At 75.9% G+C, this 25,224-nt stretch carries 17 protein-coding genes, 1 rRNA gene and 1 pseudogene; 3 read left to right on the forward strand and 16 right to left on the reverse strand.

What is annotated here, in order from left to right; genetic code table 11:
- Positions 1 to 60: 60 nt before the first annotated feature.
- The 8 genes from NFX44_RS21455 to recN all read right to left on the reverse strand — a co-directional run bounded on the left by NFX44_RS21455 (position 61) and on the right by recN (position 12,079).
- Positions 61 to 1,818, reverse strand: coding sequence for a CTP synthase (locus tag NFX44_RS21455; RefSeq protein ID WP_262285351.1), 1,758 nt, complete (start codon positions 1,816 to 1,818; stop codon positions 61 to 63).
- A 150-nt stretch (positions 1,819 to 1,968) separates the two neighbouring features.
- The gene (locus NFX44_RS21460; RefSeq protein ID WP_262285352.1) at positions 1,969 to 4,320 is read right to left on the reverse strand and encodes a hypothetical protein; all 2,352 of its coding nucleotides are present in this window, start codon (positions 4,318 to 4,320) and stop codon (positions 1,969 to 1,971) included.
- A complete protein-coding gene (locus NFX44_RS21465; protein WP_262285353.1) occupies positions 4,320 to 5,453 on the reverse strand; it encodes a glycosyltransferase family 4 protein in 1,134 nt (377 codons plus the stop codon). Before NFX44_RS21465 ends, NFX44_RS21460 begins: the two co-directional genes overlap by 1 nt.
- Positions 5,450 to 7,144, reverse strand: a complete 1,695-nt coding sequence (gene murJ, locus NFX44_RS21470) for a murein biosynthesis integral membrane protein MurJ (protein WP_262285354.1) — start codon at positions 7,142 to 7,144, stop codon at positions 5,450 to 5,452. Before murJ ends, NFX44_RS21465 begins: the two co-directional genes overlap by 4 nt.
- A 1-nt stretch (position 7,145) precedes the next feature.
- A complete protein-coding gene (locus tag NFX44_RS21475) occupies positions 7,146 to 8,009 on the reverse strand; it encodes a hypothetical protein (RefSeq protein ID WP_262285355.1) in 864 nt (287 codons plus the stop codon).
- A gap of 46 nt (positions 8,010 to 8,055) precedes the next feature.
- Entirely contained in the window at positions 8,056 to 8,997 is a 942-nt protein-coding gene (locus NFX44_RS21480) for a copper transporter (protein WP_262285356.1), read from the reverse strand.
- Between the two features lie 27 nt (positions 8,998 to 9,024).
- Complete coding sequence (gene steA, locus NFX44_RS21485; protein ID WP_262285357.1) at positions 9,025 to 10,203, reverse strand: putative cytokinetic ring protein SteA; 1,179 nt, start codon at positions 10,201 to 10,203, stop codon at positions 9,025 to 9,027.
- A gap of 118 nt (positions 10,204 to 10,321) precedes the next feature.
- On the reverse strand, positions 10,322 to 12,079 hold the full coding sequence (gene recN, locus NFX44_RS21490) for a DNA repair protein RecN (protein ID WP_262285358.1): 1,758 nt from the start codon (positions 12,077 to 12,079) through the stop codon (positions 10,322 to 10,324).
- Positions 12,080 to 12,158: 79 nt separating this feature from the next.
- On the opposite strand from recN, the gene NFX44_RS21495 reads away from it, so the two are divergent.
- Complete coding sequence (locus NFX44_RS21495; protein WP_262285359.1) at positions 12,159 to 13,145, forward strand: TrmB family transcriptional regulator; 987 nt, start codon at positions 12,159 to 12,161, stop codon at positions 13,143 to 13,145.
- A 183-nt stretch (positions 13,146 to 13,328) separates the two neighbouring features.
- Here the strand turns inward: NFX44_RS21495 and NFX44_RS21500 are convergent, their stop codons facing one another.
- From NFX44_RS21500 to NFX44_RS21520, 5 genes are all read right to left on the reverse strand, one after another.
- Positions 13,329 to 17,060 carry a S8 family peptidase gene (locus NFX44_RS21500; protein WP_262285360.1) on the reverse strand — a complete coding sequence of 1,244 codons (3,732 nt, stop codon included), beginning with the start codon at positions 17,058 to 17,060 and terminating at the stop codon, positions 13,329 to 13,331.
- A 711-nt stretch (positions 17,061 to 17,771) separates the two neighbouring features.
- The gene (locus NFX44_RS21505) at positions 17,772 to 18,656 is read right to left on the reverse strand and encodes an NAD kinase (RefSeq protein WP_262285361.1); all 885 of its coding nucleotides are present in this window, start codon (positions 18,654 to 18,656) and stop codon (positions 17,772 to 17,774) included.
- The gene (locus tag NFX44_RS21510; RefSeq protein WP_262285362.1) at positions 18,653 to 19,507 is read right to left on the reverse strand and encodes a TlyA family RNA methyltransferase; all 855 of its coding nucleotides are present in this window, start codon (positions 19,505 to 19,507) and stop codon (positions 18,653 to 18,655) included. The genes NFX44_RS21505 and NFX44_RS21510 overlap by 4 nt, the downstream gene beginning before the upstream one ends.
- Positions 19,508 to 19,530: 23 nt before the next feature.
- Complete coding sequence (locus tag NFX44_RS21515; RefSeq protein ID WP_262285363.1) at positions 19,531 to 19,818, reverse strand: hypothetical protein; 288 nt, start codon at positions 19,816 to 19,818, stop codon at positions 19,531 to 19,533.
- Entirely contained in the window at positions 19,815 to 20,522 is a 708-nt protein-coding gene (locus NFX44_RS21520; RefSeq protein WP_262285364.1) for a phasin family protein, read from the reverse strand. Before NFX44_RS21520 ends, NFX44_RS21515 begins: the two co-directional genes overlap by 4 nt.
- 110 nt (positions 20,523 to 20,632) lie before the next feature.
- On the opposite strand from NFX44_RS21520, the gene NFX44_RS21525 reads away from it, so the two are divergent.
- Entirely contained in the window at positions 20,633 to 20,968 is a 336-nt protein-coding gene (locus NFX44_RS21525; RefSeq protein ID WP_262285365.1) for an SCP2 sterol-binding domain-containing protein, read from the forward strand.
- Between the two features lie 9 nt (positions 20,969 to 20,977).
- Here NFX44_RS21525 and NFX44_RS21530 read toward each other — a convergent pair whose 3' ends face one another.
- Both NFX44_RS21530 and NFX44_RS21535 read right to left on the reverse strand, forming a co-directional pair.
- A complete protein-coding gene (locus NFX44_RS21530; protein WP_262285380.1) occupies positions 20,978 to 21,973 on the reverse strand; it encodes an HAD-IIA family hydrolase in 996 nt (331 codons plus the stop codon).
- 563 nt (positions 21,974 to 22,536) lie between these two features.
- A pseudogene (locus NFX44_RS21535) lies at positions 22,537 to 23,124 on the reverse strand (hypothetical protein); the annotation flags it as partial.
- 57 nt (positions 23,125 to 23,181) lie between these two features.
- Between NFX44_RS21535 and NFX44_RS21540 the strand changes: the two are divergent.
- A complete protein-coding gene (locus NFX44_RS21540) occupies positions 23,182 to 24,969 on the forward strand; it encodes a hypothetical protein (RefSeq protein ID WP_262285366.1) in 1,788 nt (595 codons plus the stop codon).
- Between the two features lie 92 nt (positions 24,970 to 25,061).
- Here NFX44_RS21540 and rrf read toward each other — a convergent pair.
- Positions 25,062 to 25,178, reverse strand: a 5S ribosomal RNA gene (rrf, locus tag NFX44_RS21545).
- Positions 25,179 to 25,224: the final 46 nt, after the last annotated feature.

A 25,224-nucleotide genomic window follows, 5' to 3' on the forward strand; every position in this document is an offset into this window, starting at 1 on the left:
GCTGCCCGGCGGCGCGAGGCGCCGTGCTGCCGAGGTCGATGGCTCGCTCGCTCCGCCCGCTCACGAGGCGGACGCCGCCTTCGCCGCCGCGGCGCCACCGTTGCGGCCCGCCTTCCGCGCCGCAGCGGCCTCCGCCGGGGCGTCCAGGTCGACCGGGAGCTGGTCGGCCTCGGAGTACGCCACGGCGGCCTTCACGAACGCCGCGAAGAGCGGGTGCGGCCGGGTCGGCCGGCTCTTCAGCTCGGGGTGCGCCTGGGTGGCCACGAAGAACGGGTGCAGGTTCCGGTCCAGCTCGACGAACTCGACCAGCCGGCCGTCCGGCGAGGTGCCGGAGATGGTCAGGCCGGCCTTGGTGAGCTGGTCGCGGTAGGCGTTGTTCACCTCGTACCGGTGCCGGTGCCGCTCGCTGACCTCGGTGCTGCCGTACGCCTCGGCGACCAGCGAGCCCTCGGCCAGCGTCGCCGGGTACGCGCCGAGACGCATGGTGCCGCCCAGGTCGCCCTTGCCGGCGACGATGTCCTCCTGGTCGGCCATCGTGGCGATCACCGGGTGGGTGGCCTCCTCGTCGAACTCCAGCGAGTTCGCCCCGTCGAGGTGGGCCAGGTGGCGGGCCACCTCGATGGTCATGCACTGCAGGCCGAGGCAGAGGCCGAGCAGCGGGATGCCGTTCTCCCGGGCGTACCGGGCGGTGCCGATCTTGCCCTCGATGCCCCGGACGCCGAAGCCGCCGGGGATCACGATGCCGTCGACGCCGGCCAGGGCCGCCGCCGCACCGGCCGGGGTCACGCAGTCGTCGCTGGGCACCCAGCGCAGCTGCACCCGGGCCCGGTGGCCGAAGCCGGCGGCCCGGATCGCCTCGCTCACCGACAGGTACGCGTCGGGCAGGTCGACGTACTTGCCGACCAGCGCGACGGTCACCGTGTGGCGGGGCTGGTGCACCCGGTCGAGCAGATCGTCCCAGCGGGTCCAGTCCACGTCCCGGAAGGACAGGCCGAGCCGGCGCACCACGTACGCGTCGAGGCCCTCCCGGTGCAGCACCTTCGGGATGTCGTAGATGCTCGGCGCGTCCGGGGCGGCGGTGACCGCCTCCCGGTCGACGTCGCAGTACAGCGAGAGCTTCTCCTTGACCTTGTCCGGGATCTCCCGGTCGCAGCGCAGCACCAGGGCGTCCGGCTGGATGCCGATGCTGCGCAGCTGGGCCACCGAGTGCTGGGTCGGCTTGGTCTTCAGCTCACCCGACGGGGCCAGGTAGGGCACCAGCGACACGTGCAGGTAGAAGCAGTTGTCCCGGCCCAGGTCGTGCCGGACCTGGCGGATCGCCTCCAGGAACGGCAGCGACTCGATGTCGCCGACCGTGCCGCCGACCTCGGTGATCACCACGTCGGGGGTCTGGCCGTCGGCGTCCGGGTCGGCCATGCCGAGGATCCGCGCCTTGATCTCGTTGGTGATGTGCGGGATGACCTGGACGGTGTCGCCGAGGTACTCGCCGCGCCGTTCCTTGGCGATCACCGCCGAGTAGATCTGCCCGGTGGTGACGTTCGCCTTGCCGGACAGGTCCCGGTCGAGGAACCGCTCGTAGTGGCCGACGTCGAGGTCGGTCTCGGCGCCGTCCTCGGTGACGAAGACCTCGCCGTGCTGGAACGGGTTCATCGTCCCGGGGTCGACGTTGAGGTACGGGTCGAGCTTCTGCATCACCACGCGCAGACCGCGCGCCGTGAGCAGGTTGCCGAGGCTGGAGGCGGTGAGGCCCTTACCCAGCGAGGAGGCGACGCCCCCGGTGACGAAAATATGCCTGGTCGTCCGTGCTGAAGGGGCCAAGGCCTGCTCCCGTGTCGTCCGTAGCGGTCGTGCGAACCGCCGTGCCGATCACCCAAGTGATCACGCGATCCACGGGATTCCACGGTAACACCTCCCCGGCCCCGCAGCGGCGTCGCACCCTCCGTCGGCGCACGTGAAGCCGCATTCGCCTCAGCCGGCGGGCACCTCGGTCGATGCCGGGCCGGGCTGGGCCGGCACCCGGGGCACCCGGTCGGCGGTGGCGTCCGGCGCCCGCGTACCCCGTTCGGGGCCCGCCGGAGCGCCCTCGGCGGCGGCCGGGTCGGGGTCGGGCCGGGCGGCGCCGCCCGCGCCGGGGACCGCGGCCGCGCGCCCGCCGCTCGGGCGGTCCCCGGTGGGGCCGCCGGGCGGGGCCGACCCGCCCGCGTCGCCCGGGCGGCCGCTGCCCGGCAGGGTGCGGTCGGTGGAGTGGTCGAGCACCCGCAGGGCCGCCAGGGCCGCCATCGGCACCACCAGGGCCGCCGCCGCCCCGGCCACGTCCAGCGCCGAGCCGCCCAGTACGCCGCCCAGGCCGGCGGCCACGCCGGTCCCGGCCATCGCCGCCCGGATCGCCGGGTAGATGCCGAACAGCCGCAGGAGGCCGCCCCAGGGCTGCAGCAGGGCGAACCACACCAGCGCCGCGCCGGCCAGCGCCAGGACGGTGAGCGGGCTGTTCACCAGCGTCTGGAAGTTGGCGGTGCTGGACCGGTGCACGGTCAGCCCGCCGGTGCCGTCGCCGAGCGCGGCCAGGAAACGCCCCAGGCTCCCCCGCTCGGCCTCCGGGCGGCCCACGTCGACCACGGCGAAGCCGATGGTGACCGCCAGCCCGGCCATGGTGGCCCACGCCAGCCGGCTCACGGTCAGCCAGCCGCCGGTGCAGATGGCGGCCGCGACGCTCACCCCGGCGGTGAGCGCGATCGCGCCGATCGAGTCGGCCCCCAGGTAGGGGCTGCCCACGATGACGACGGCCGCCCCGCCCACCGCGACCATCACCATCGGGCGCCAGGCCCGGCGGACCCGCTGGGCCAGCCAGCCGCCGCACAGCAGCGAGCCGGCGATGAACACGCCCAGCCCGACGGTGCCCAGGCCGGCGTACCGGCCGCCCTCCAGCGCCGAGTAGCCGATCACGCCGTTGAGCTGCAACCGGGAGCCGGTGAGCACGTCCACCCCGACCACCAGGGTGGCCAGGGCGGCCACCGCGCCGAGCGGGCCGAGGGTGCGCTCGTGGCCGGGGGTGAACCGGACGGCGGCGGTGCCGCCCACGGTCAGCAGGGCGGTGACGGAGGCGAACCACCAGCCGGCGTGCGACCCGCGCCACCAGGGCACGGCGTCGGCGAGCAGGGCGGCCGGCACGGCGAGCGCGGCGGCGACCAGCAGCAGTTCCACCGCCGCCACCACCCGCCGGGACACCGGCTCGGGGCCGTGCGGGCCGGCGTGCCGGCGGGCCCGGCGCAGCAGCGGCAGCACCGCCAGGGCGAGGGCCACCTGGGCGGCGGCGAGCAGGGTGAAGAACCAGCCGGCGACCCGGCGCTGCGCGGCGGCCTCACGGTCGGCGTCGGCGGGCGCGTCGATCGCGGCGCGCAGGTCGTCGGGGCGGTCGCCGGCGGAGACGGCGGGGCGGCCGAGGAAGAGCCGCTCGGGCATCGGCCGGCCCAGGGCGGCCAGCGCCGTGGGGGCCAGGTCGACCAGTTGCAGGTAGCCCTCGCGGGCGGTGCTCGGGGAGGTCAGCCAGCCCCGGCCCCAGCCCGGGCCGTCGGCCACCGCGACGTGCAGCCGGGACGGGTTGTCGGTGTCCGAGACGCCGGCCACGAGGACCAGGGAGCGGGGTGGCCGGGCGGCGAGCACCCGGGCGAGCTGGGCGTCCACCTGGCGGGCCTGGGCCGCCCGGCTGGTCGGATCCTCGCCGTCGACGGTGCCCAGGTCGACGATGCTCAGCACGCAGGAGCCGAGCAGCTTCGCCGGGTCGGCGGGGAGCACCGGCGCGTACCGGTCGACCCGGCCGAACGGGCGGGCGGCGGCCACCGCGGCGCCCGGGCCGACCGCCACCGAACAGCGCACCGACTCGGACAGGGCGCCCGGGGTGGTCCCCCAGGAGAGCCGGTCCTGGTTGTAGGCGACCACGCTCTCCTGGTCGGGCAGGTTCGCGCCGATCCCGTCGGGCTGCTCGACGGCCACCCCGGTGGCCGGGCAGCCCCCGCCCGACCGGCTGCCGTTCCAGGCGGCGAAGTTGCCGGCGCCCAGGGTGAGCCAGCCGTCGACGGGGCAGGTGGGCCGGTGCGCGGAGCGGACGGAGAGGGAGCCGATCGACCCCTCCTCGGCCATCCGCCACAGCGTGGGCGTGGTCTGCGGGTCGACGTCCTCCCAGCGCAGGCCGGCCGCCCCGGCCAGCACCACGAAGTCGGCGCTGCGCTCCGGCGCGCCGTCGTCCGGGCGCGCGGCCAGCGCGGTGATGCCGAGGGCCACCACGAGCAGGGTCAGCAGCACGGGGGCCAGTCTGCGCAGCATCAGCGCGTCCCCGTCGAGTGCTCGGGCGTCAGCTCGGCGTACAGGTCGACCAGTGCGCCCGTGGTGTCCGCCTCGGTAGGCCAGCTCGCGGCCCGGGCGGCGCCCCGGCGGCCCAGGTCGGCCCGACGGGCCGCGTCGTCCAGCAGGTCGCGCACCGCCGCGTCGACGGCGTCCACGTCGCCGGCGGGGACCAGCACCGCGGCGTCGCCGACCAGCTCCGGCAGGCCGCCGACGGCGGTCGCCACCAGCGGTACGCCGGCGCCCAGCACCTCCTGGGCGAAGAGCTGGCGGGCCTCCCAGTCGCTGGTCACCACGGCGAGGTCGGCGGCGCCGAGCAGGTCGGCCACGTCGGTGCGGTGCCCGAGCAGGGTCACCGGGGCCCGGGTGGTCGAGATCCGCGCGGCGAGCGGGAGGTACGCGGGCCCGCTGCCGGCGATGACCACGAGCGGCGCCGGCTGCCGGGAACGCCACCGGGCGGCCGCGTCGACGAGGATGTCGTACCGCTTCTGCGGGTGCAGCCGACCCACCGAGACGATCAGCGGCCGGTCGGCGGCGACCCCGAACTCGGCGCGGACGGCGGCCCGGCGGCGGCGCGGCGCGGGCAGCGCCGGCGCGGCGACCGGGGCGAGCCGGGCGTCGGCGGCGCCGAGCGCGGCGGCCCGCTCGACCAGGTCGGCGGAGGCGCCCAGGGCGACCCGGACGTTGCGGGCGACGATCCGCTCGGCCAGCCGGGACAGCGTGCCGCGCAGCCCGCCCGCGAGCACGGCGTTGTGCCAGGTGACCACGAGCGGGGCGGCCGGCCGGGCCAGCACGGCGACCAGGCCGGCGCGCAGCCCGTGCGCGTGCACCACGTCGACCGGCGGGTCGGTGAGGGCCCGGCGCAGCGCGGCGACGGCCCGCGCGTCGGCCGGGGTGGGGCTGGCCGGGATCTCCACCGGCGTGAAGCGGGCGCCCACCCCCGTGAAGTCGAACTGGTCCTGGGTGGCGGCCGGGCCGCAGACCAGCACGGACGCGCCGGCCTCGGTCAGGCCCCGGGCGATCGAGCGGATGTGCTGCCCGACGCCACCGGTGCTGGAGGCGAGAACCAGGGCCACGGAGCCGGGCCACCGCGGCGCCGACGAGGCGTCCGTCATGAGGAAACGGTCTCCTTTCCGTCGCCCCGCTCGCCGGGACGGTGGTCCTCCCGCGGGCCGTCGCCCGTGCCGGGCCCGCGGCGCCGGCCGAGCCGGCGGGTCACGGCCGCGATCAGCGGCCGGACGTCGCGGGCGTCGGTCGCCCAGGCGACGGCGAGGAACAACACGCCGACCACGACCCCGGACAGCATGCCCTGAACGAGGGCCTCCCCTGTCGTCGGGGTGCCGCCGGCCAGCCCGGCGAGTCCCCGGGCGGTGGCCGCGCCGCCGAGCCCCGCGACGGCCGCGGCGAGCAGGCCGGCGGCGCCGGCCCGCCCGACGCCGGCCAGAGCGGCCGGGCCGGCGGAGCGGAGCACGGCGACGATCAGCAGCCCGCCGAGCAGGAGCATGCCGGCGGAGGTCGCCAGGGCCACGGCGAGCACGCGGTCCGCGAGGGGCAGCAGGTGCCCGAGCAGCACGGCCAGCACCGGCACGCTGAGCCAGCCGAGAGCGGTGGCGACGGTGGCCGCCCGGGTCTCCCCCCGCGCGTAGAGGGCGCGGGTGAGCACCGCGAACAGGCCATAGCCGAGCAGGCCGGGCGCGAAGCCGGCGATGCCGGCCGCGGCCGTGCCGGCGTCGGCCGGGTCGAAGAAGAAGTGCCCGACCGGGCCGGCCGTGCCGACCAGTGCGGCGGCCCCGAGCAGGCTGAACAGCACCACCCCGCGCACCGCCGGGGCGAGGGTGGCCCGGTAGGTGCGCTCGTCGCCGGTTGCCCGGGCCGCCACGAGCATCGGGTACGCGGCCACCGCGAGCGGCACGGCCAGCACCGACCAGGGCAGGAAGTAGACCGTCTGGGCGAGGTTGTAGACACCGACGTCGGCGGTCCGGCCGTAGGTGACCTGGTTGAGCGCGACGACCAGGGCGATCTGCTGGGCGGCGACGGTCACCACGCCGGCGGCGGCCAGCCCACCGACCCGGGCGCGGGTGTCGGCGGGGAACCGGAAGCCAGGCCGCGGCCGCAGCCCGAGACGGCGCAGCGGGACGAGCAGGGACAGCGAGAGCACCACCACGCCGAGCGTGGTGCCGCCGGAGAGCAGCAGCTCACCACCGGGGCCGACCTCGACGACGCCGGCCAGGCGCCCTTCCGCGGCGGTGAAGCCGAGGTAGACCACGATGACGGTGACGCTGGACAGCAGCGGGGCGATCACCGGCCAGGCGAACCGCCGGTGCGCCTGGAGGACCCCGGTGAGCACGATGCCGACGCCGTAGAGCGGCAACTGGGGGGCGAAGACCCGCAGCATCCGGGCCCCCACCTCCTGCTGGGCGCCGTCGAGGCCGTGGCCGAGCACCCCCAGTAGCGGGTCGGCGAGCAGCGCCACCAGCACCGCGAGGGGCACCAGCAGGCTGAGCGTCCAGGTGAGCAGGGCCCCGGTGGTGGCGGCCACCGCCCGCCGGTCCCCCGCCTCGACCGCGCCGGCCAGCAGCGGTACGACCAGGCTGGCCAGCGCCCCACCGGCGACGATCTCGAAGATGAAGTTCGGGACGTAGTTCGCCACCAGGTAGGCGCCACCGAGGTCGGTGGGGGCGAGCGTCCAGGTGAAGACGGCGGTGCGGCCGAAGCCGGCCAGCCGGCTGACCACGGTGAGGACGGCGATGAGGGCGGCCGCCCCGGCCACGCGGCCGGCGCCGGCGAGGGGTGCCGGTTTCGTCACGTCAGTCGGCGAGCCGACCCAGCTCGTCGAGGTGCCGCAGCCCCGGGGTCCGCTGGATCACCTGGGTGAAGCTCACCTTCTCGCTGGCGGCGGTGAGGGCGGCGAGCACGGCCAGCACGCCGGCCCGGCCCAGTGGCCCGGTGCGCGCGGCCAGACTCACCCCGAGCAGCGCGCCGAGCGCGTTGGCGCCGCTGTCGCCGACCATGACGCGTTCGTCGAGGTCATCCCGGACCAGCCCGGCTGCCGCCCCGACCGCGCCCGCCGCGATGCCCCCGAACGGGCCGCGGGCGAGGGGCGTGCCGAGCAGCATGCCGGCCTTGAGCGCCCGGCCGGGGCGCAGGTCGAGCAGGTTGACCAGGTTGGCGGTGCCGGCCACCACTCCGGCGCCGAGCAGCACGTCGACCCCGCGGCGGAGGGCGCCGGCCGCCTGCCGGCGGGGGTGCGCGGCGACCCGCGGGTCGGCGGCGAGCAGCGCCGCCGCGCCGAGCCCGGCCGCGCCCACGCCGGCGATCTTGACCAGCCCGGCGGTGACCCGCCCCTCGCGCAGCGCGGCCAGGTGCCCCGCGAACCCCTTGGCGGCCTTCTGGTCGGGGCGCGCGCCGACCACGTCGTCGTAGAGCCCGACGGAGCCCGCGCCCACCCCGGCGAGCAGCGCCGCCGCGCCCGCGGGGGCGCTGCCGGCACCGAGCGCGCCCGCGGTGGCCGCGCCGACCGCGAGGGCCGGACCGGCGGCCAGCGTGACCGTGCGGCCCCGGAAGTTGGTGCGCTCCAGCGCCGGTGCGGCCGGCGAGGTCCGCACCTCCCGCAGCACGTAGCGGGCGGCCAGCGCCCCGGCGCCGACGGCCAGCAGCCGACCCAGTCTCACGCGACCCCTCCGATCCGGATGTTGAGCGCGACGCGGTACGGACCGGTCACTGGGGCAGTCTAGGCAGCAGCGCGGCGGCGTTGTCGCCGACGCCGTACTGCCCGGCCTTCTTCTCGGTCAGCTGCTGCACGAGGGCCAGGCTGGTGACCAGCTGGCCCTGCACGGTGTTGGCGTTGTCGACGGTCGAGATGGTCTGGGACAGCACCGGGTCGCCCCGGACCACGGAGACCACGTTGCCGCCGGCCGAGCCCATGCCACCGACCACGATCGCGCCGGTCCGGTCGAACTGCTCGGCGATCTTCACCACCGACTCGTCCTTCTCCGCCGAGTACTTGTCGACGTACGGCTGGCCGCTGACCAGGACGACCGCCTCGGCGGCGCCGCCGATCTTGTCCTGCGGGGTGAGGTAGCCGGAGTTGGTGTACTGCTGGACCACCGCCCGGCGGTCCGCGTCCGTCACGGCCGGGCTGCCCTGCGGCCGGTCCAGCAGCACGCTGGCGAGCAGCGCGCTGGAGGTCTCCACACCGTGCCCGTTGCCCGGCAGGCCCGAGGTGGGCACGCTGTTCGGGCGGGCCGCCGTGACGGCCAGCTCCAGCAGGTTGTTGTTGCTGTCCGGGTTGATGAACTTGTCCTGGACGTCGATCCGGGCGGTGACGTTGGCCCCGGCGAGCTGGAGCATCTTCATGACGCCCTCGGTGTGGTCCCGGCCGCTCGGCAGGCTGAGCACCAGCACCCGCCGGCCGTTCAGCTTGCCGGGGAGGATGACCTGCGCCATCTCGGCGGCGAAGTCCTCCTCCATGTCCAGTTCCTTCTGGAGGCTGTTGACCGACTGGCGCATCAGCGAGTTGTCCTTGCTGAGCCCGTTGACCCGCTCCTTGAGCGAGTCGGCCACCGGACCGTTCAGAGCGGCCGTGCCGACCACCAGGCCGATGGCCAGCGCCAGGAAGACCGCGGTCAGGGACACCACGTGGTAGCGGAAGTTGATCACGCTTGCAGCCTCTTGATCGTCGGGGAGCTAGAAGATCTGGCCGAGCCGGAACACGAAATTGTCCCACCACTCCGACACCACACCCAAATACGCCTTCCCGACTGTGGAGACCGCCACCGCCGAGGCCATCGCGGCCACCGCCGAGAGGATGAGCAGCAGCAGCGAGGACCCGGAGATGCTCTGCCGGTAGAGCCGGCTCACGCCCTTGGCGTCGACCAGCTTGCCGCCCACCTTGAGACGGGTCAGGAAGGTCGAGGCCATGCCACCGCGGCCCTTGTCGAGGAACTCCACCAGGGTGGCGTGGGTGCCGACGGCCACCAGCAGCGAGGCGCCCTTCTCGTCGGCCAGCAGCATGGCCAGGTCCTCGCTGGTGGCCGCGGCCGGGAAGGTGATCGCCGGCACACCGAGGCCCTCGACCCGGGCCAGGCCCGGCGCCCGGCCGTCCGGGTAGGCGTGCACGATCACCTCGGCGCCGCAGCGCAGCACGTCGTCGGTGACCGAGTCCATGTCGCCGATGATCATGTCGGGGGTGTAGCCGGCCTCGACCAGCGCGTCGGCACCGCCGTCCACGCCGATGAGCACCGGCTTGAACTCCCGGATGTAGGGGCGCAGCACGTCGAGGTCGGCCTTGTAGTCGTAGCCCCGGACCACGATGAGGCAGTGCCGGCCCTGGATCTGGGTCTGGATCTCCGGCACGCCGACGCCGTCGAGGAGCAGGTCGCGCTCCTGCCGGAGGTAGTCCATGGTGTTGGCGGCGAACGCCTCCAACTGCACCGACAGCCCCTCGCGGGCGTCGGCCATCGACTTGGCCACGGTCTCGGCGTCCTGCAGGGCTCCGTGCGCGACGGGCTCCTCGCCGACGAAGACCGTGTTGCCCTCGATGCGCACCACGTCGCCCTCGCGGATCTGCTCGAAGACGCTCTCGCCGAGGTCGTCCAGGAGCGGGATGCCGGCCGAGATCAGCACCTCGGGGCCGAGGTTCGGGTAGCGCCCGGACACCGACGGCTTGGCGTTGAGCACGGCGGCGACACCGACGGCCACCAGCGAGTCGGCCGCCACCCGGTCCAGGTCGACGTGGTCGATGACCGCGATGTCGCCCGGGCGGAGCCGGCCGACCAGCCGTTTCGTCCGGCGGTCGAGGCGCGCGGTACCGAGGATCGAGCCCGGTTCCGCGTTCCGGGTCCGGCGCAACGTGGGTAGACGCATCGTGACCATCCTGGCATGTGAGGCAGGTTTTGCTGTCGCGACATGCCTGAGCAGGGCCGCCTACCCAGGGAAGCACACCGGAGCGCACGCCGGTGTGCTTGCGCTCACAATCTCGGGATCAGGGGCGCCTTTCCTTGGCCGCCACCGCCAGGAGCTCCTCGGCATGCGCGATACCCAGATCCGAGTCCGGCAAACCGGCGAGCATCCGGGCCAGCTCGCGGGCCCGCTCGGTGTCCTCCACCACCCGCACACCGCTCGTGGTGACCGCTCCCCCGGTGTCCTTCGCCACCACCAGGTGCCGGTCGGCGAACGCCGCGACCTGCGGCAGGTGGGTGACCACGAGCACCTGGTGGCTGCGGGCCAGCCGGGCCAGCCGGCGGCCGATCTCCACCGCGGCCTGCCCGCCGACGCCCGCGTCGACCTCGTCGAAGACCAGGGTGGGCGGGCCGCCGGAGCCGGCGAACACCACCTCGATCGCGAGCATCACCCGGGACAGCTCGCCGCCGGAGGCGCCCCGCTGCAACGGCAGCGCCGGGGCACCCGGGTGGGCGAGCAGCCGCAGCTCCACATCGTCGGCGCCGTCCGGGCCCACGCCGGCCTCGACCCCGTTGACCGGCAGGCCCGGCTCGGCCCGCCCGGCCGGCCGGGGCAGCACCGCCACCTCGATCCGGGCGTGCGGCATGGCCAGACCGGCCAGCTCGACGGTGACCTGCTCGGCGAAGCGGACCGCGGCCTCCTGCCGGGAAGTGGAGACCCGGCCGGCCAGGTCGGCCACCTCACCGGCGAGCCGGGCCGCCTCCCGGTCCAGCTCGTCCAGCAGGTCGTCGGAGGTGTCCAGGTCGGACAGTCGGGTGCGGGCCCGCTCGGCCCAGGCGATCACGCCGTCGACGTCGTCGGCGTACTTCCGGGTGAGGCCGCGCAGCGCGGCCCGGCGCTCGTAGACGGTCTGCAGGCGGGCCGGGTCGGCGTCCAGCGCGGCCAGGTAGGTCGACAGCTCGGCGGAGACGTCGGTGACCAGGGTGGCCGCCTCCTCCAGCCGGGCGGCCAGCTCGCCCAGGGCGGGGTCGGTGCCGGCCTGCGCCTCCAGGGTGCGCCGGGCGGTGCCGAGCAGCGCGGTGGCGTCGGGGGTGTCGTCGGCCGCCTCCACGCCGCCGGCCACGCACTGCTGGGCCAGCTGGGCCGCGGTGCGCAGCCCCTCGGCGTGCTCCAGGCGCTGCGCCTCCGCCTTCAGCTCGTCGTCCTCGCCCGGCTGCGGGTCGACCCGGGTGATCTCGTCGAGGCCGAGGCGGAGCAGGTCGGCCTCCTGGTTGCGCTCGCGCGCGTTGCGCCGCCGGTCGGCCAGGTCGTCGACCACCGCCCGCCACCGGGTGTGCGTCTCGCGCAGCGCGTCGAGCAGCTTCTCGTGCTCCGGGCCGGCGAACCGGTCGAGCGCGGCCCGCTGCTCGGCGGGACGCAGCAGGCGCAGCTGGTCGGACTGGCCGTGCACCGCCACCACCTGCTCGCCGACCTCGCCCAGCATCGACACCGGCATGCCGCGGCCGCCCAGGTGCGCGCGGGACCGGCCCTCGACGGTGACCGTGCGGCTCAGCAGCAGCGAGCCGTCCTCGTCGGGGTCGCCACCCGCGTCGGTGATCCGGGCGTGCACCGTCTCGGCCACCCGGCCGTCCAGGCGCAGCCGGCCCTCCACCACGGCGCGGCCCGGTTGGGCCCGGACCCGGCCGGCGTCGGCCCGGCCGCCGAAGAGCAGGCCCAGGCCGGTCACCACCATGGTCTTGCCCGCACCGGTCTCGCCGGTGATGACGTTCATCCCGCCGGTCAGCGGCAGCGTGGTGTCCTCGATGACGCCCAGTCCGGTGATGCGCAGCTCTTCCAGCACAGCACCCGACAGTAGACGCGTCCTCCGACACTTGACCAGCCGGCGCGGTGCCGCTGGCGGGGTCGTACAGTTCTGCCCCGTGCTCGACGTGATCGGCCTGACCCCCGACGAGGAGCGGCTCTACCGCTGCCTCGTGCAGCTCACGACCGCGCGTGTCGACGAGTTGGCCGGGCGGCTGGGCCGGCCGCCCGGGGAGATCCTCGCCCAGCTCGACGCCCTGCGCGGCAAGGGGTTGGTGCCGCCGGCCGGGCCGGAGCCCGACGCGCCGCTGCGGCCGCTGGCCCCCGACGTCCCGCTCGGTGAGGCGCTGCTGCGCCGACAGGCGGCGCTGGAGACGGCGCGCGCCGCGGTCACCCAGCTCACCGAGGAGTACCGGGCCGGGATGCGGCGGCACAACGCCGACCACCTGGTCGAGGTGATCACCGGGGCGCGGGCGCTCCGCGAGCGCCTGCGCGACCTGCAGAACGGCGCCCGGGACGAGGTGCTCTGGTTCTGCCGCGCCAATCCGCTGGCCATGCCGGGCCAGGAGAACGTCGAGGAGTTCGACGCGCTGGCCCGCGGGGTCCGCTACCGGGCCATCTACGAACGCGAGATGCTCCTCGAACCGGGCGCCCTGGCCGACGTCGAGCAGGGCGTACGCGCCGGCGAGCAGGCGCGGGTCCTCGACCGGCTGCCCGTCCGGCTGGCGGTCGTCGACGGCCGGACGGCGGTCTGCCCGCTGGTCCCGGAACGGGGCGGCGGGGAACCGACCGCCGCGGTGATCGGCCGCAGCCAACTGCTCGACGCCCTGGTCGCCCTCTTCGAGAGCCACTGGCTGATGGCGACGCCGGTGAGCTCGTCGGCCGCGCCGGTCGAGGACCGGGCGGGCGGGGGGTACCGCCCGGACGCCGACGAGGTCCGGCTGCTGTCGCTCTTCGTGGCCGGGGTGCCGGACAAGTCCATCGCCTCCCAGCTCGGCGTGAGCCGCCGTACGGTGCAGCGGCGTCTCGCCGATCTGATGACCGTGGCCGGGGTCGACACCCGGCCGGGTCTGGCCTACCAGGCCGCTCGTCGCGGCTGGCTCTGACCCGTCCGACACCCCGCCACCGGCCGCGCCGCCGTCGGCCCCGCCTCCCGAGTACGGTGCCGGCGGCAGCGAACGGCCGTGGCGCCGTCCGTGGCGCCCACCGCCGGAAAGGGGCGGGCACCACGGACGGACGGGGGTGACGTCCACGCGGGTGAGGGGGGTCCGTCCCGCGTGGACGTCCGCTCAGCGCAGGCCGTACGCGTCGAGCACCGTCTGGTCGACGGTGTTGCCCGCCCGGTCACCGGCGTGCACCCGCAGCGACACCGTGCCGCGCCCGGCCGGCACCATCGCGGTGAACCGGGTCCCCGAGCCGTGCACCGGCACGGTCCGCCAGTGGCTTCCGCCGTCGAACGACACCTCGACCCGCACCCCGACACCGGTCGGCGCCGGTACGCCCGCCGGCTGGCGCAGGGTCAGAGCCACCTGGTGCGGCCGGCCGCCGGGCACCTCGCCCCGCAGGTCCGCCGGGACCCGGTAGTCCACCTGCAGCAGCGACAACGGCTGGGCGGTGTCACCCTCCGGCCGGGCCGAGGTGAACTGCCAGGCCGTCTCGGTACGCGTGGCCCACCGCCACTCGTCCGAGGCGCGCCGGGTGGTGACGTCCAGCCGGTACCGGGCCGCACCCGGGGTGGTCGGCACCGGCGCCCAGCCGCCGGAGAGGTCGGCGATCTGCTGCCCGTCCCGGCTCAGCCGGCGCTCGACGGTGTCCTGCTCCTCGCCGCCGCCGGCCGGGGCGTAATGGCCGTCCGCGTCGACGAACTCGGCCACCGGCAGGTTCAGGATGTCGCCGGTGCGCGTGGGCACCGGCGCTCCGGCGCCCGCCGGCACGGCCGGCCGGACCACCGGGGCGTGCCAGGTCTCGGTGACCCGGTCGTCGGCGGCGTACCGCCGGGGCTGCTGGGCGAGCCCGCCGAGCAGCGGCCCCCAGGACCAGGTGAGTCGGTGCAGCACCCGCTGCTGCCACCAGTTGTCCCCGGCGCTGACGAACTCCTGCCGGGTGGTGCCGGTACGCACCATCCGCTGGTCGTCGTTCCAGGAGTACTCCTGCCAGGGACGCCAGCCGAACCGCTGCTCACTGGCCCAGTCGGACCCGCCGGTGTCGGCGTAGCGTGCGGTCACCTCGGCGGTGTTGTCCGCCGTCACCCGGTGCACGATCCGCTCCGGGACCCGCCCCTTCGACACCTGGAACACGTCGTAGAGGTAGGGGCTGTCCACGGTCAGCGTCACGTCCAGGGTCGCGCGGCCGCGCTTCGCCGCCGCGATCATCGGCTGTCCGTCGTCGTACGCGACCACCAGCGACGGGATCGGCAACCGTTCCCCGTCCGGTCGCCAGACCGTCCACGCGCTCCGGTCCGCCGGGCGGACGATGAGCACCATGGCGGCGCCGGCCGCCGTGGCGTCGGCGATCTGGTCCTCCTCGGCGCGGTCGTAGCTGCCGGCCACCAGCGCGGCCGCACCCCGGACCCCGGCCCGGGCCAGCTCGGCGGCGGTGCCGTCGCCTGCCCAGACCAGTGGGAGCTTCCGACGGCCCGCCGGAGCGGGCGACTGGCCCAGCAGGTTGATGTCCAGCGGACCGGAGACGTTGCTGACCTGGGCGTCCACCATGGGCGCCACCAGCTGCCAGCGGGAGGCGAACTCGAACTCGCCCCGGCTCACCGACCGCGTCGGGGTGACGTTGACCTGCTGGGTCGTGCTGAAGTTCATGACGCCGTGGTCGACCTGCCGCCCGTTGCCGAAGATCCGGTGCTCGTAGAAGCTGATCACCGCCCGCTGCTCGGTCGGCTTCGGCGTCTCGATCCGCACCGGAGTGCCCTTGCGCGGGTCGAGCACCACGGTGAGGTCGCGATCCACCATGAGCTCGGGGTCGGTGACCAGGGTGATCTGCTCGTCCAACGGCGCGCCGTGCTCGATGAGGCCCTCCAGCAGGTACGGACCCTCCTCGACCTGCACCTGCCATCCGGTGGGGGGAAGCCAGAGCATCTGGTCCGACTCGGAGTGCTCACCGAAGAGGGTGACCACCGGCGAGAGGCCCGGCTGCCCGGCCATGTCCAGCGCGCGCAGGGTGACGGTGTGGAGCGGGCCACTGAGGGTGAGCCCGACCGCCGTACGCACCGCGATACCGTCCGCGCCGGTGGCCACCAGCCAGCCCCCGTGCACTCCCCGGTCCAGCTTCGCCGGGTCGGCGTGCAGCGGGACGTCCACGCTGCCGCCCGCCGGCACGGTCACCTCGGTGCCGTCGAGCGACACCCCGTCCGGCTCGGCGGCGCCGCTGTCGAGGTTGCGCAGCTCCAGGGCCAGCCGCAGGGTCTGCGGGGAGGACGTGCCGTTGGTGTACGTCACGGTCCGCTCCGCCACCGCACCGCCGGTGTTCACCCGGCCGAAGTCGGCGGTGGCCGAGCCGTACACCCGCTGGCTCAGCGCGCGGGCCACATCGGCCCGGCCGCCGCCCTGCTCGAAGACGGTCAGCGCGGGGTTCGCCTTCGTCGTGCTGACCAGCGCGTCCTTGAGCTTCCCGGCGGTCCAGTCCGGGTGCTCCTGAGCGAGGATCGCCGCCGCGCCGGCCACGTGCGGAGTCGCCATCGACGTCCCGGACGCCCGCGTGTACGCCTCGTCCACCGGCGTACCCATGGTGGTGCCTTCGGCGCGGGCCGCGGCGATGCCGACGCCCGGCGCGGTGATCTCCGGCTTCAGGCCGTTGTCGCCGATCCGGGGGCCGCGGCTGGAGAATTCGGCCAGGTTGTCGTCGCGGTCCACCGCCCCGACGGTGAGGGCGGCGCCGGCCGCGCCCGGGGTCCCGACGGTACCCGCAGCGCCACTGTTGCCGGCGGCGATCACGAAGAGGGTGCCGGTCTCGGCGGTGAGGTCGTTGACCGCCTGGCTCATCGGATCGGTGCCGTCGGTGGCCGGGCCGCCGAGGCTCATGCTGACCACCTTCGCGCCGGAGTGGCTGGCCCACTCCATGCCCGCGATGATGGACGAGTCGTAGCCGCTGCCGCTGTCGTCCAGCACCTTGCCGATCAGCAGCTGCGCGCCGGGCGCGACGCCCTTGCGCAGCCCGTCGGACGCGGCGCCGCTGCCGGCGATGGTGGACGCCACGTGGGTGCCGTGGCCGTGGCCGTCCCGGGCGCTGCCGCTGCCGGTGAAGTCCTGCGCCTCGGCGATCCGACCGGCCAGGTCGGGGTGGCCCGCGTCGACGCCGGTGTCGAGCACCGCCACCCGGACGCCCTTGCCGTCCCGGCCGGCCGCCCAGGCCGCCGGTGCGCCGATCTGCGGCACGCTGTGCTCCAGATCCGCGTGGACCCGCCCGTCCAGCCAGACGCGGGCGATGCCGGCGCCGAGCCGGGTCGCGCCCCCGGTGGTCCGGGCCTCCGGCGTGCCCCGCAGCGCGGTCCACAGGCCGCCGAGGTCGCCCTTGCCGACCCGCAGCGCCGCGCCGTTGATGCTCTCCAGCGGCCGGGCGGCGGTGGCGCCGGCGAGCGGCCGGACCCGGCCGGCGGCGGGCTGCTGGTAGCGGACGATCAGCGGCAACGCGCCCTGCGCGGCGTCGCCGTACCCGTCCGCGACCAGTTCCTGCACGTCGAACAGGTCGGCGTCGAGCACCCCGGCGGAGACGTACGGCACGACGTCGCTGGGCAGCACCCGCAGCCCGCCGTCGACCTCCAGGGTGTGGAAGGTGACCCGCTCCCGGCCGGGGCCGGGACGGACCGTGGCGGCGACCCGGCCGGGCGCGGCCGGGGCGAGGTCGACCTGGTCGCCCGTGATCAGGGTGATGCGGACGGGTGCCGCGCCCGGGGCGGGCGTGGCCGGGCTCGGGCCGGTGGGCCGGGCGGGCGGGTCGGCGGACGCCGGTACGGCGAGTCCGACCACCAGCGCGCCGACCGCGCCGGCGGCGAGCCAGCGTGGGGACCGGTGCATGCGATGCGCTCCTCTACTCGGGTGGCCGGCCTCGGGGGGGATTGAGGCCGGCCGACCGGAGTCTGCGACGGAGATCATCGGTCGGTCACTAGGTACGCCACGCCGCACCGGCGACATGTCGCCAGGTGGACACGGGTCGACCGCGGTCGGACCACCCGGTGTCGGGCAGATTGCCGCGAGCGGGGGCGTGGAATGTCGCCCGGCGGGCGCGAGCCGGAACGGCCGAAGGCCGGGGTGCCGGAGACGAGTGCGTCGCCGCCCGGTTCGTGAGCCGCCGTTTCCTCCGACGGCGGCTCGCCGATCCGGCCGACCCGACCGGGGTCGAAACCCGGCCGGGCGCGGCTCGCCGTCCGCCCGCCGCGGCCGGCCGCGACTCCTCCGACACCCCGACCGTCGTGGACCCGACCACCCCCTGGTCAGGGCCACGACCGTCGGACCGCGCGGTCCGGGCGGACACGGCCTCGCCGCACCGCCCGGACTCCACCTCGACGCAGTCCGGACGCCCCGATCGCCGTCCCGGGGAACGGCGTCACCGGCCCCGACGGGCGCCCGCCGCGGGGGCGGAGAGCATCCGCCCCGGCCCGGTGCCGGCCACGGTCGCCGGAACCCGGCGCGGCGTGCCGTCGTCGGGGGAGGCTCCTACCGTAACCCTCCCGGGGCCGGAGGCGGGTACGCCGAACCGGCCGACGCCGGTCTTCGCTGAGTCGTCGGTCAGCGGCGGTTGCCGCGCCAGCCCTGTACGGGCAGGTCGAACTTGGCCACCAGCCGGTCGGTGAACGGCCGCGCCCGGAGCCGGACGATGCGCACCGGCAGCGCGCCGCGGCGCACGGTGACCCGGGCGCCCGGGGGCAGGTCGTAGACCCGCCGGCCGTCGCAGGAGAGCACCGCGAGGGTGGTGAACGGGTCCACGGTGATCACGAAGGTGGACGTCGGCGCGGTGACGAGGGGGCGGCTGAACAGCGCGTGCGCGCTGATCGGCACCAGCAGCAACGCCTCCACCTCGGGCCAGACCACCGGCCCGCCGCCGGAGAACGCGTACGCCGTCGAGCCGGTCGGGGTCGCGCAGACCACGCCGTCGCAGCCGTAGCGGGACAGCGGCCGGCCGTCCACGTCGACGAGCAGCTCCAGCATCTGGGCCCGCTCGCCCTTCTCCACGCTGATCTCGTTGAGCGCCCACGACTCGATGGTCGGGCCGCCCTCGAACTCGGCGGTGACGTCGAGGGTGAGCCGTTCGTCCACGGTGTAGTTGCGCCCGACCACGTCGCGCACCGCGCTGTCCAGGTCGTCGATCTCCGCCTCGGCCAGGAAGCCGACCTTGCCGAGGTTGATGCCGAGCAGCGGGGCCTTGGCCGGGCGGGCCAGCTCGGCGGCGCGCAGGAACGTGCCGTCCCCGCCGAGCGCGAACACGATCTCCGCGCCCTCCGCGGCCTCCGGGCCGGTCACCGGCACCACGCCGGGCAGGTCCAGGTCGTCGACCTCCTCGGCGACCACCCGCACCTCGAAGCCGGCCGCGATGAGGTCGGCCGCCACCGCGCGTGCGTGCTCGGTGCTGCGCCGACGACCCGTGTGCGTCACCAGCAGAGCGGTCCGGCTCACCCGGACACCTCCTCAGTCGTGGGCTCCGCCCCGGCGGCCGGAGATCCCTGCGGGCCGGCGGCCACCACCGCGCGCACCCGGTCGGGGTCCGCGGCGGGCGCGTCCCGGCGTAACCATACGAAGAACTCGACGTTGCCGCTCGGCCCGGGCAGGGGGCTGGCGGCCACGCCGGCCAGGCCCAGCCCGAGCTGCGCGGCCGCGGCGGCCACATCGAGCACGGCCTCGGCGCGAAGCTCCGGGTCGCGGACCACCCCGCCCGCGCCGACCCGGTCCTTGCCCACCTCGAACTGCGGCTTGACCATCAGCGCCAGGTCGCCGTCGGGCCGGGAGCAACCGGCCAGCGCGGGCAGCACCAGCCGCAGCGAGATGAACGACAGGTCGGCCACCGTCAGGTCGACCGGGCCGCCGATGGCCTCCGGCGCGAGGGTACGCACGTTGGTGCGCTCGAAGACGCGCACCCGCTCGTCGTTCCGCAGCGACCACGCGAGCTGCCCGTAGCCGACGTCGACCGCCACCACCTCGGCGGCCCCGGCGCGCAGCAGCACGTCGGTGAAGCCGCCCGTGGAGGCGCCCGCGTCGAGGCAACGCCGGCCGGCCACGGTCAGCCCGGCGGGGGTGAACGCGGCGAGCGCGCCGGCCAGCTTGTGACCGCCCCGGGAGACGTACTCGTCGCCGGGGTCCTCGCCGGTGACCAGCAGTGGGTCGGCGGGGTCGACCATCGCGGCGGCCTTGCGGGCCGGCACCCCGCGCAGCTGGACGCGACCGGCCTCCACCAGCGCGGCGGCCTGCTCACGGGAGCGGGCCAGGCCGCGGCGGACGAGTTCGGCATCCAGCCGGGTACGACGTGCCATCGGTGGTTGTTCTCCGCCTCTCCTCAGGCCTGGTCGATGCTGGCCAGGGTCTCGCGCAGCGTCTCGTACGCCGCCTCGTACTGGGCGATCTGGTCCGCCGGGGAGAGCGCCTCGGCGTTGATCATGGCGTGCACGGCGGCGTCCACGGCCGGGTGCCGCGCCTCGCCGCCGTGCACGGCGGCGTCCACGGCCGGGTGCCGCGCCTCGCCGACCTCCTCGACCGGCGCCGGCCGTACGCCGGGGGGCGGGCCGGGCCGGGGACCGGCCGGCGGTGGCCCGGGGCGCGGGCCGGGACGGAAGGGCGCGGTCACGACCCGGCACCGCCGGTCGGCTTGCGGCCGCCGGCCTTCTTCGCCGGGCGCACCGGGGCGGCCGGCGACTCCTCGGCCGGAGTCTTCGCGACGGTGGCCGAGGGCTTCTTGACGATGGCCTTCTTGGCCACGGCCTTCTTCGCCACCGCCTTGGTCCGCGCCGGCACGGGGGGCGCCGAGACGGGCGCCTCAGCGGCCTGCTCCGCGGCCGGGGCCGGCTGCTCCGCGGCCGGGGCCGGCTGCTCCGCGGCTGGGGCGGGCTCCTCGGCGGCCAGGTCCCCGGAGGGCGTCACCTCGCCGGCGCCCGCGGTCTCGGCGGCCAGGCCGGGACCGGACGGCGCGCGCCGCGCGCGGCTCACCGGAGCACCGGCGCCCCTCGCCCCGGTCTCCGGGGCCCCGGTGGTCTTGGCCTCGCGCAGCTGCCGCTCCAGGTCGTGCACCCGGCGGGTCAGCTCGGCGACCTCGTCGGCGGTGGCGAGGCCGACCGCGCCCAGCGCGCGGTCCACCTCGAAGCGGACCAGCTTGGTCAGCGCCTCCCGGTTCGCCGCCCCGGTGGAGACCAGTTCCTCGGCGAGCGACTGGAGCTGGGCGGCGGTCGCGCCGCCCTGGCCGACCACGCGCTTCACCGCGTCCTGAGCCTTCTTCCGGGGCGCCTCCGTCAGGCCCATGGCCAGCTCGAGGTAGGCGCGCCACGCGTCCTGCATGCCAGAGTCCTTCCGCGGGGCGGGGTGTGCAGGTGTCACGCTACCGGGCGCCCCGGACGCCCGATTGCGGTACGGTGCCGGGAACGGCGTGGCGCGTGTGAGGAGACGATGTGGCCAGCGTGGACGAGTGCCGGCAGGCGTTGCAGGACCTGGCCGCCCGGCTGGACCGGCACGCCGAGGCGCAGGAGCGGATCGACCTCGACCGCACGCTCGCCTGCCGCGTCACCGACCTGGACACCGCGTTCCACGGGCGCATCGAAGGCGGCCGGCTGGTCGACCTCACCGACGGCGACGACCCGAAGGCGAAGATCGCGCTGAGCACCACGAGCGACGACCTGGTCGCCCTGGTGCACGGTCAGCTCGACGTCATGAAGGCCGTGGGCTCCCGGCGGGTGTCGATCAAGGCGAACCCGTTCGACCTGATGAAGCTCCGCAAGCTCCTCTGACCGGGCCGGTCAGTCCGCCAGGCCGAGCGCCGCCAGGGCCTTCTCCGCCGCCGCGGACGCCGGCCGCACCAGTGGGCCGGCCCCCGTCGACCAGGCCGCCGCGCACAGCGCCGCGAGGGCGTCGAGCGGGCGTCCCGCGCCGTCGAGGGTGAGCCCCCCGTCGGCGGCCGTCGCGGACCAGCCGCCGGCGTCCGCCGTGCCCGGCACCCGCACCACGGCCGCCGGGTCGAAGAGCCCCGCCAGGTCGAAGGAGACGTACGCGGGCCGGCGCGACTCGGGCGCGGCCAGCAGCTCGGCCACGTCGCTGACACCGGTGAGCACCAGCAGGCTGTCCAGGCCGGCCCGGCGGGCGCCCTCGATGTCGGTGTCCAGCCGGTCACCGACCACCAGCGTCCGCCCCGAACCGGCCCGGCGGGCGGCCGTGGCGAACAGCGCCGGCTCCGGCTTGCCCACCACCACGTCGGGATCCCGCTCCAGCGCGGTGCGCAGCACCGCCACCAGTGAGCCGTTGCCCGGCAGCGGGCCACGCGGGCTGGGCAGGGTCCGGTCGGTGTTGGTGGCGTACCAGGGCGCGCCCCCGCGGACGGCCAGCGACGCCTCGGCCAGGTCGGACCAGCCGACCTGCGGGCCGTACCCCTGGGCCACGGCGGCGGGCTCCTCGTCCACCGTCGAGACCGGGCGCAGGCCCACGGCGCGCAGCTCCGCGCGCAGCGCCTCCGCACCGACCACCAGCACCGGCGCGCCGGCGGGCAGCCGGTCGCGCAGCAGCTCGGCGGTGGCGGCCGCGGAGGTCAGCACCTCCTCCGGCCCGGCCGGCACACCCATACCGGTGAGCAGGTCGGCCACCTCGCTGGAACGGCGCGAGGCGTTGTTCGTCGCGTACGCGACCGCCCGGCCCTCGGCGTGCAACCGGCCGACCGCCTCGACCGCACCGGGGATCGGCCGGTCGATCAGGTAGATCACCCCGTCCAGGTCGAAGACGACAAGGGTGTACCCGTCGACCAGCCGGTCGCCCGTTCCGGCCCGGTCGCGTTCTCCGCGATCCGGACCGGAACCCGCGTCCCCGGTGTTCCCGGTCACCGGCGCTCCGGCTCCCCGTCGCCCGGCGTGTTCCCGCCCGGTCCGTCCGGGCCGGCGGCGTCGACGGCCGCGGCGCGGGTGTCGGCGGCGAGCGAGCGCGCCTCCGCGTCGGTCAGCTCGTCGTCGCCCAGGTCCGCCGCGTCCCGGTCCCGGTACCCCGCGCCCTCGCCGGCCGGCACCGCGTCGGCGGTGTCCGCGGCGACGGAGTCCGCCGTGTCGGCACGCTGCCGGGCGTCACCGTCGAGGTCGTCGTCCTCGTCGGCATCGTCGTCGTCCTGGTCCGCGTCGCCGTCGAGGTCGTCGTCCTCGTCGGCTTCGTCGCTGAGGTCGTCCTCGTCGTCGTCATCGTCGTCGTCGAGGTCGTCATCGTCATCGTCGTCGTCGTCGAGGTCGTCGTCCTCGTCGTCCTCGTCGTCGTCCTCGTCGTCGTCGCTGAGGTCGTCGTCCTCGTCGTCGTCGAGGTCGTCCTCGTCGTCGGAGTTGCCGGCGAGGTCGGCGTCGGGACGCGCCGGCACGGCACCCGGGGTGCCCGGACCGGCCGCGACCTCCTCGTCCTCCTCGTCGTCACCCTCGATGACGACGCCGTCCAGCTCCAGCAGCCGCTCGGCGGCGTCGGTCTCGCCCTCGGCGTCCACGTCGGCGGCTCGGGAGAACCACTCCCGCGCCTCCTCGCGCCGGCCCACCGCGAGCAGCGCGTCGGCGTACGCGTAGCGCAGCCGCGCCGCCCATGACTCGGTCGAGTCGGCGGTCAGCTCGGGGACCTGGAGCATGGCCACGGCCGCGTCCTTCTGCCCGAGGTCGCCCCGGGCCCCGCTGGCCACGATGAGCAGCTCGATGGCGACGGCCTGGTCGAGCTTCTCCCGGTCCGCCCCGCGGAACAGGTCGATGGCCCGCTCGGGGCGACCCAGCGCCCGCTCGCAGTCGGCCAGCACCGCCAGGTGGCTCTGCAGCCCGCTCATCCGGTGGTAGGTGCGCAGCTCGGCGACGGCCGTCTGCCACTCCCCCGCGTGGTACGCGGCCAGCCCGACCGCCTCCCGCACCGCGGCGATCCGCGAGGCGAGCCGGCGCGCGGCCATGGCGTGCGCCAGCGCCTCGGCCGGGTTCTCGTCGATCAGCAGGCCGGTGGCGACCAGGTGCCGGGCGACGGTCTCCGCCACCGGCTTGGCGAGGGAGAGCAACTCCGCGCGGACGGCCGAGTCGAGGTCGCTGGCGACCACCTCGTCCGGCAGCGCCGGCGCCTCACCCGTACGCCCCTCGGTGCGCTCGTCCTGCCGCTCCCGGTACGCGCCGTCCGGCCGGCGATCGTCCCGGCCGTAACCCCGGCGCTCGCCGTCCCGCTCGGTACGCTCGCGCCCACCGCGGAAGCCGCCCTCGCGGTCGTCACGGCGGAAACCGCCGGGCCGCTCGTCGCGGCGGAAGCCCTCGCGGCGCTCGCCGCCGAAGCCACCCTCGCGGCGCTCGCCGCCACGGGACCCGCCTACGCGGTCGTCGCGGCGGAAGCCTTCGCGGCGCTCGCCGCCAGAGCCACCCTCGCGGCGCTCTCCGCCGCGGAAGCCACCCTCGCGGTCGCCGCCCCGGTAGCCGCCCTCACGACGGTCCCCGCCGCGGAAGCCACCCTCGCGGTCGCCGCCCCGGTAGCCGCCCTCACGACGGTCCCCGCCGCGGAAGCCCTCGCGACGCTCGCCGCCGAAGCCGCCCTCGCGGCGCTCACCGCCACGGAAACCGCCCTCGCGACGCTCGCCGCCACGGAACCCGCCCTCGCGGTCACCACCACGGAAGCCACCCTCACGACGCTCGCCGCCGAAGCCACCCTCGCGGCGCTCGCCGCCACGGAAACCGCCCTCACGGCGCTCGCCGCCACGGAACCCGCCCTCGCGGTCACCACCACGGAAGCCACCTTCACGACGGTCCCCGCCGCGGAAGCCGCCCTCGCGGTCACCACCACGGAAGCCACCTTCACGACGGTCCCCGCCGCGGAAGCCACCCTCGCGACGCTCGCCACCGAAGCCGCCCTCGCGGCGCTCACCACCACGGAAGCCACCCTCACGACGCTCTCCACCGCGGAAACCGCCCTCGCGGTCACCACCACGGAAGCCGCCCTCACGGCGGTCACCGCCGGCGGGACCACCAGGGCGCTCACCGCCACGGAAGCCGCCCTCACGACGGTCGCCGCCACGGAAACCGCCCTCGCGGTCACCACCACGGAAGCCACCTTCACGACGGTCCCCGCCGCGGAAGCCGCCCTCGCGGTCACCACCACGGAAGCCACCCTCACGACGCTCACCACCACGGAAACCGCCCTCACGACGGTCGCCGCCAGTGGAGCCGCCACGGAAGCCGCCCTCACGACGGTCGCCGCCAGTGGAGCCGCCACGGAAGCCACCCTCGCGGCGGTCGCCACCACGGAACCCGCCCTCGCGGTCACCACCGCGGAAGCCGCCCTCACGACGGTCGCCGCCAGTGGAGCCGCCACGGAAACCGCCCTCACGACGGTCGCCGCCGGTAGAGCCGCCACGGAAACCGCCCTCACGACGGTCGCCACCACGGAACCCGCCCTCGCGGTCACCACCACGGAAGCCGCCCTCACGACGGTCGCCGCCAGTAGAGCCGCCACGGAAACCGCCCTCACGACGGTCGCCGCCAGTAGAGCCGCCACGGAAGCCACCCTCACGACGGTCGCCGCCGGTGGAGCCGCCCCGCGGGCCGGCGTCGCGGTCGTCGCGGCGGAAGCCGCCCTCACGGCGCTCACCACCACGGGAGCCGCCGTCACGGTCGTCGCGGCGGAAGCCGCCCCGCGGACCGCCCGAGCGGTCGTCGCGGTCGCCCCGGGGACGGTCGTCGCGGCGGGCGTCGCCGCGCCCCTGCCCACGCTCGGCGCGGTCCTCGTAACGACGGGGGCGATCCTCGCCCTGCGGTCCTGAACTCACAGGTACATCCTTCCTCATTGCGTCCGCCAAGGACGCTAACGCAGTCGAGGGCCGACCCTGCTGGGGCGGCCCTCGACTGGAAGATTGTCCGGCGGTGTCCTACTCTCCCACACCCTCCCGAATGCAGTACCATCGGCGCTGGAGGGCTTAGCTTCCGGGTTCGGAATGTGACCGGGCGTTTCCCCTCCGCCATGACCGCCGTAACTCTATGAACATGTCAAAACAACCGTGGTTGTTCGCTCGTTCAGA

Origin of the sequence: Micromonospora sp. MA102 (assembly GCF_025460765.1) — a bacterium.
GTDB classification, from domain to species: domain Bacteria; phylum Actinomycetota; class Actinomycetes; order Mycobacteriales; family Micromonosporaceae; genus Micromonospora; species Micromonospora halotolerans.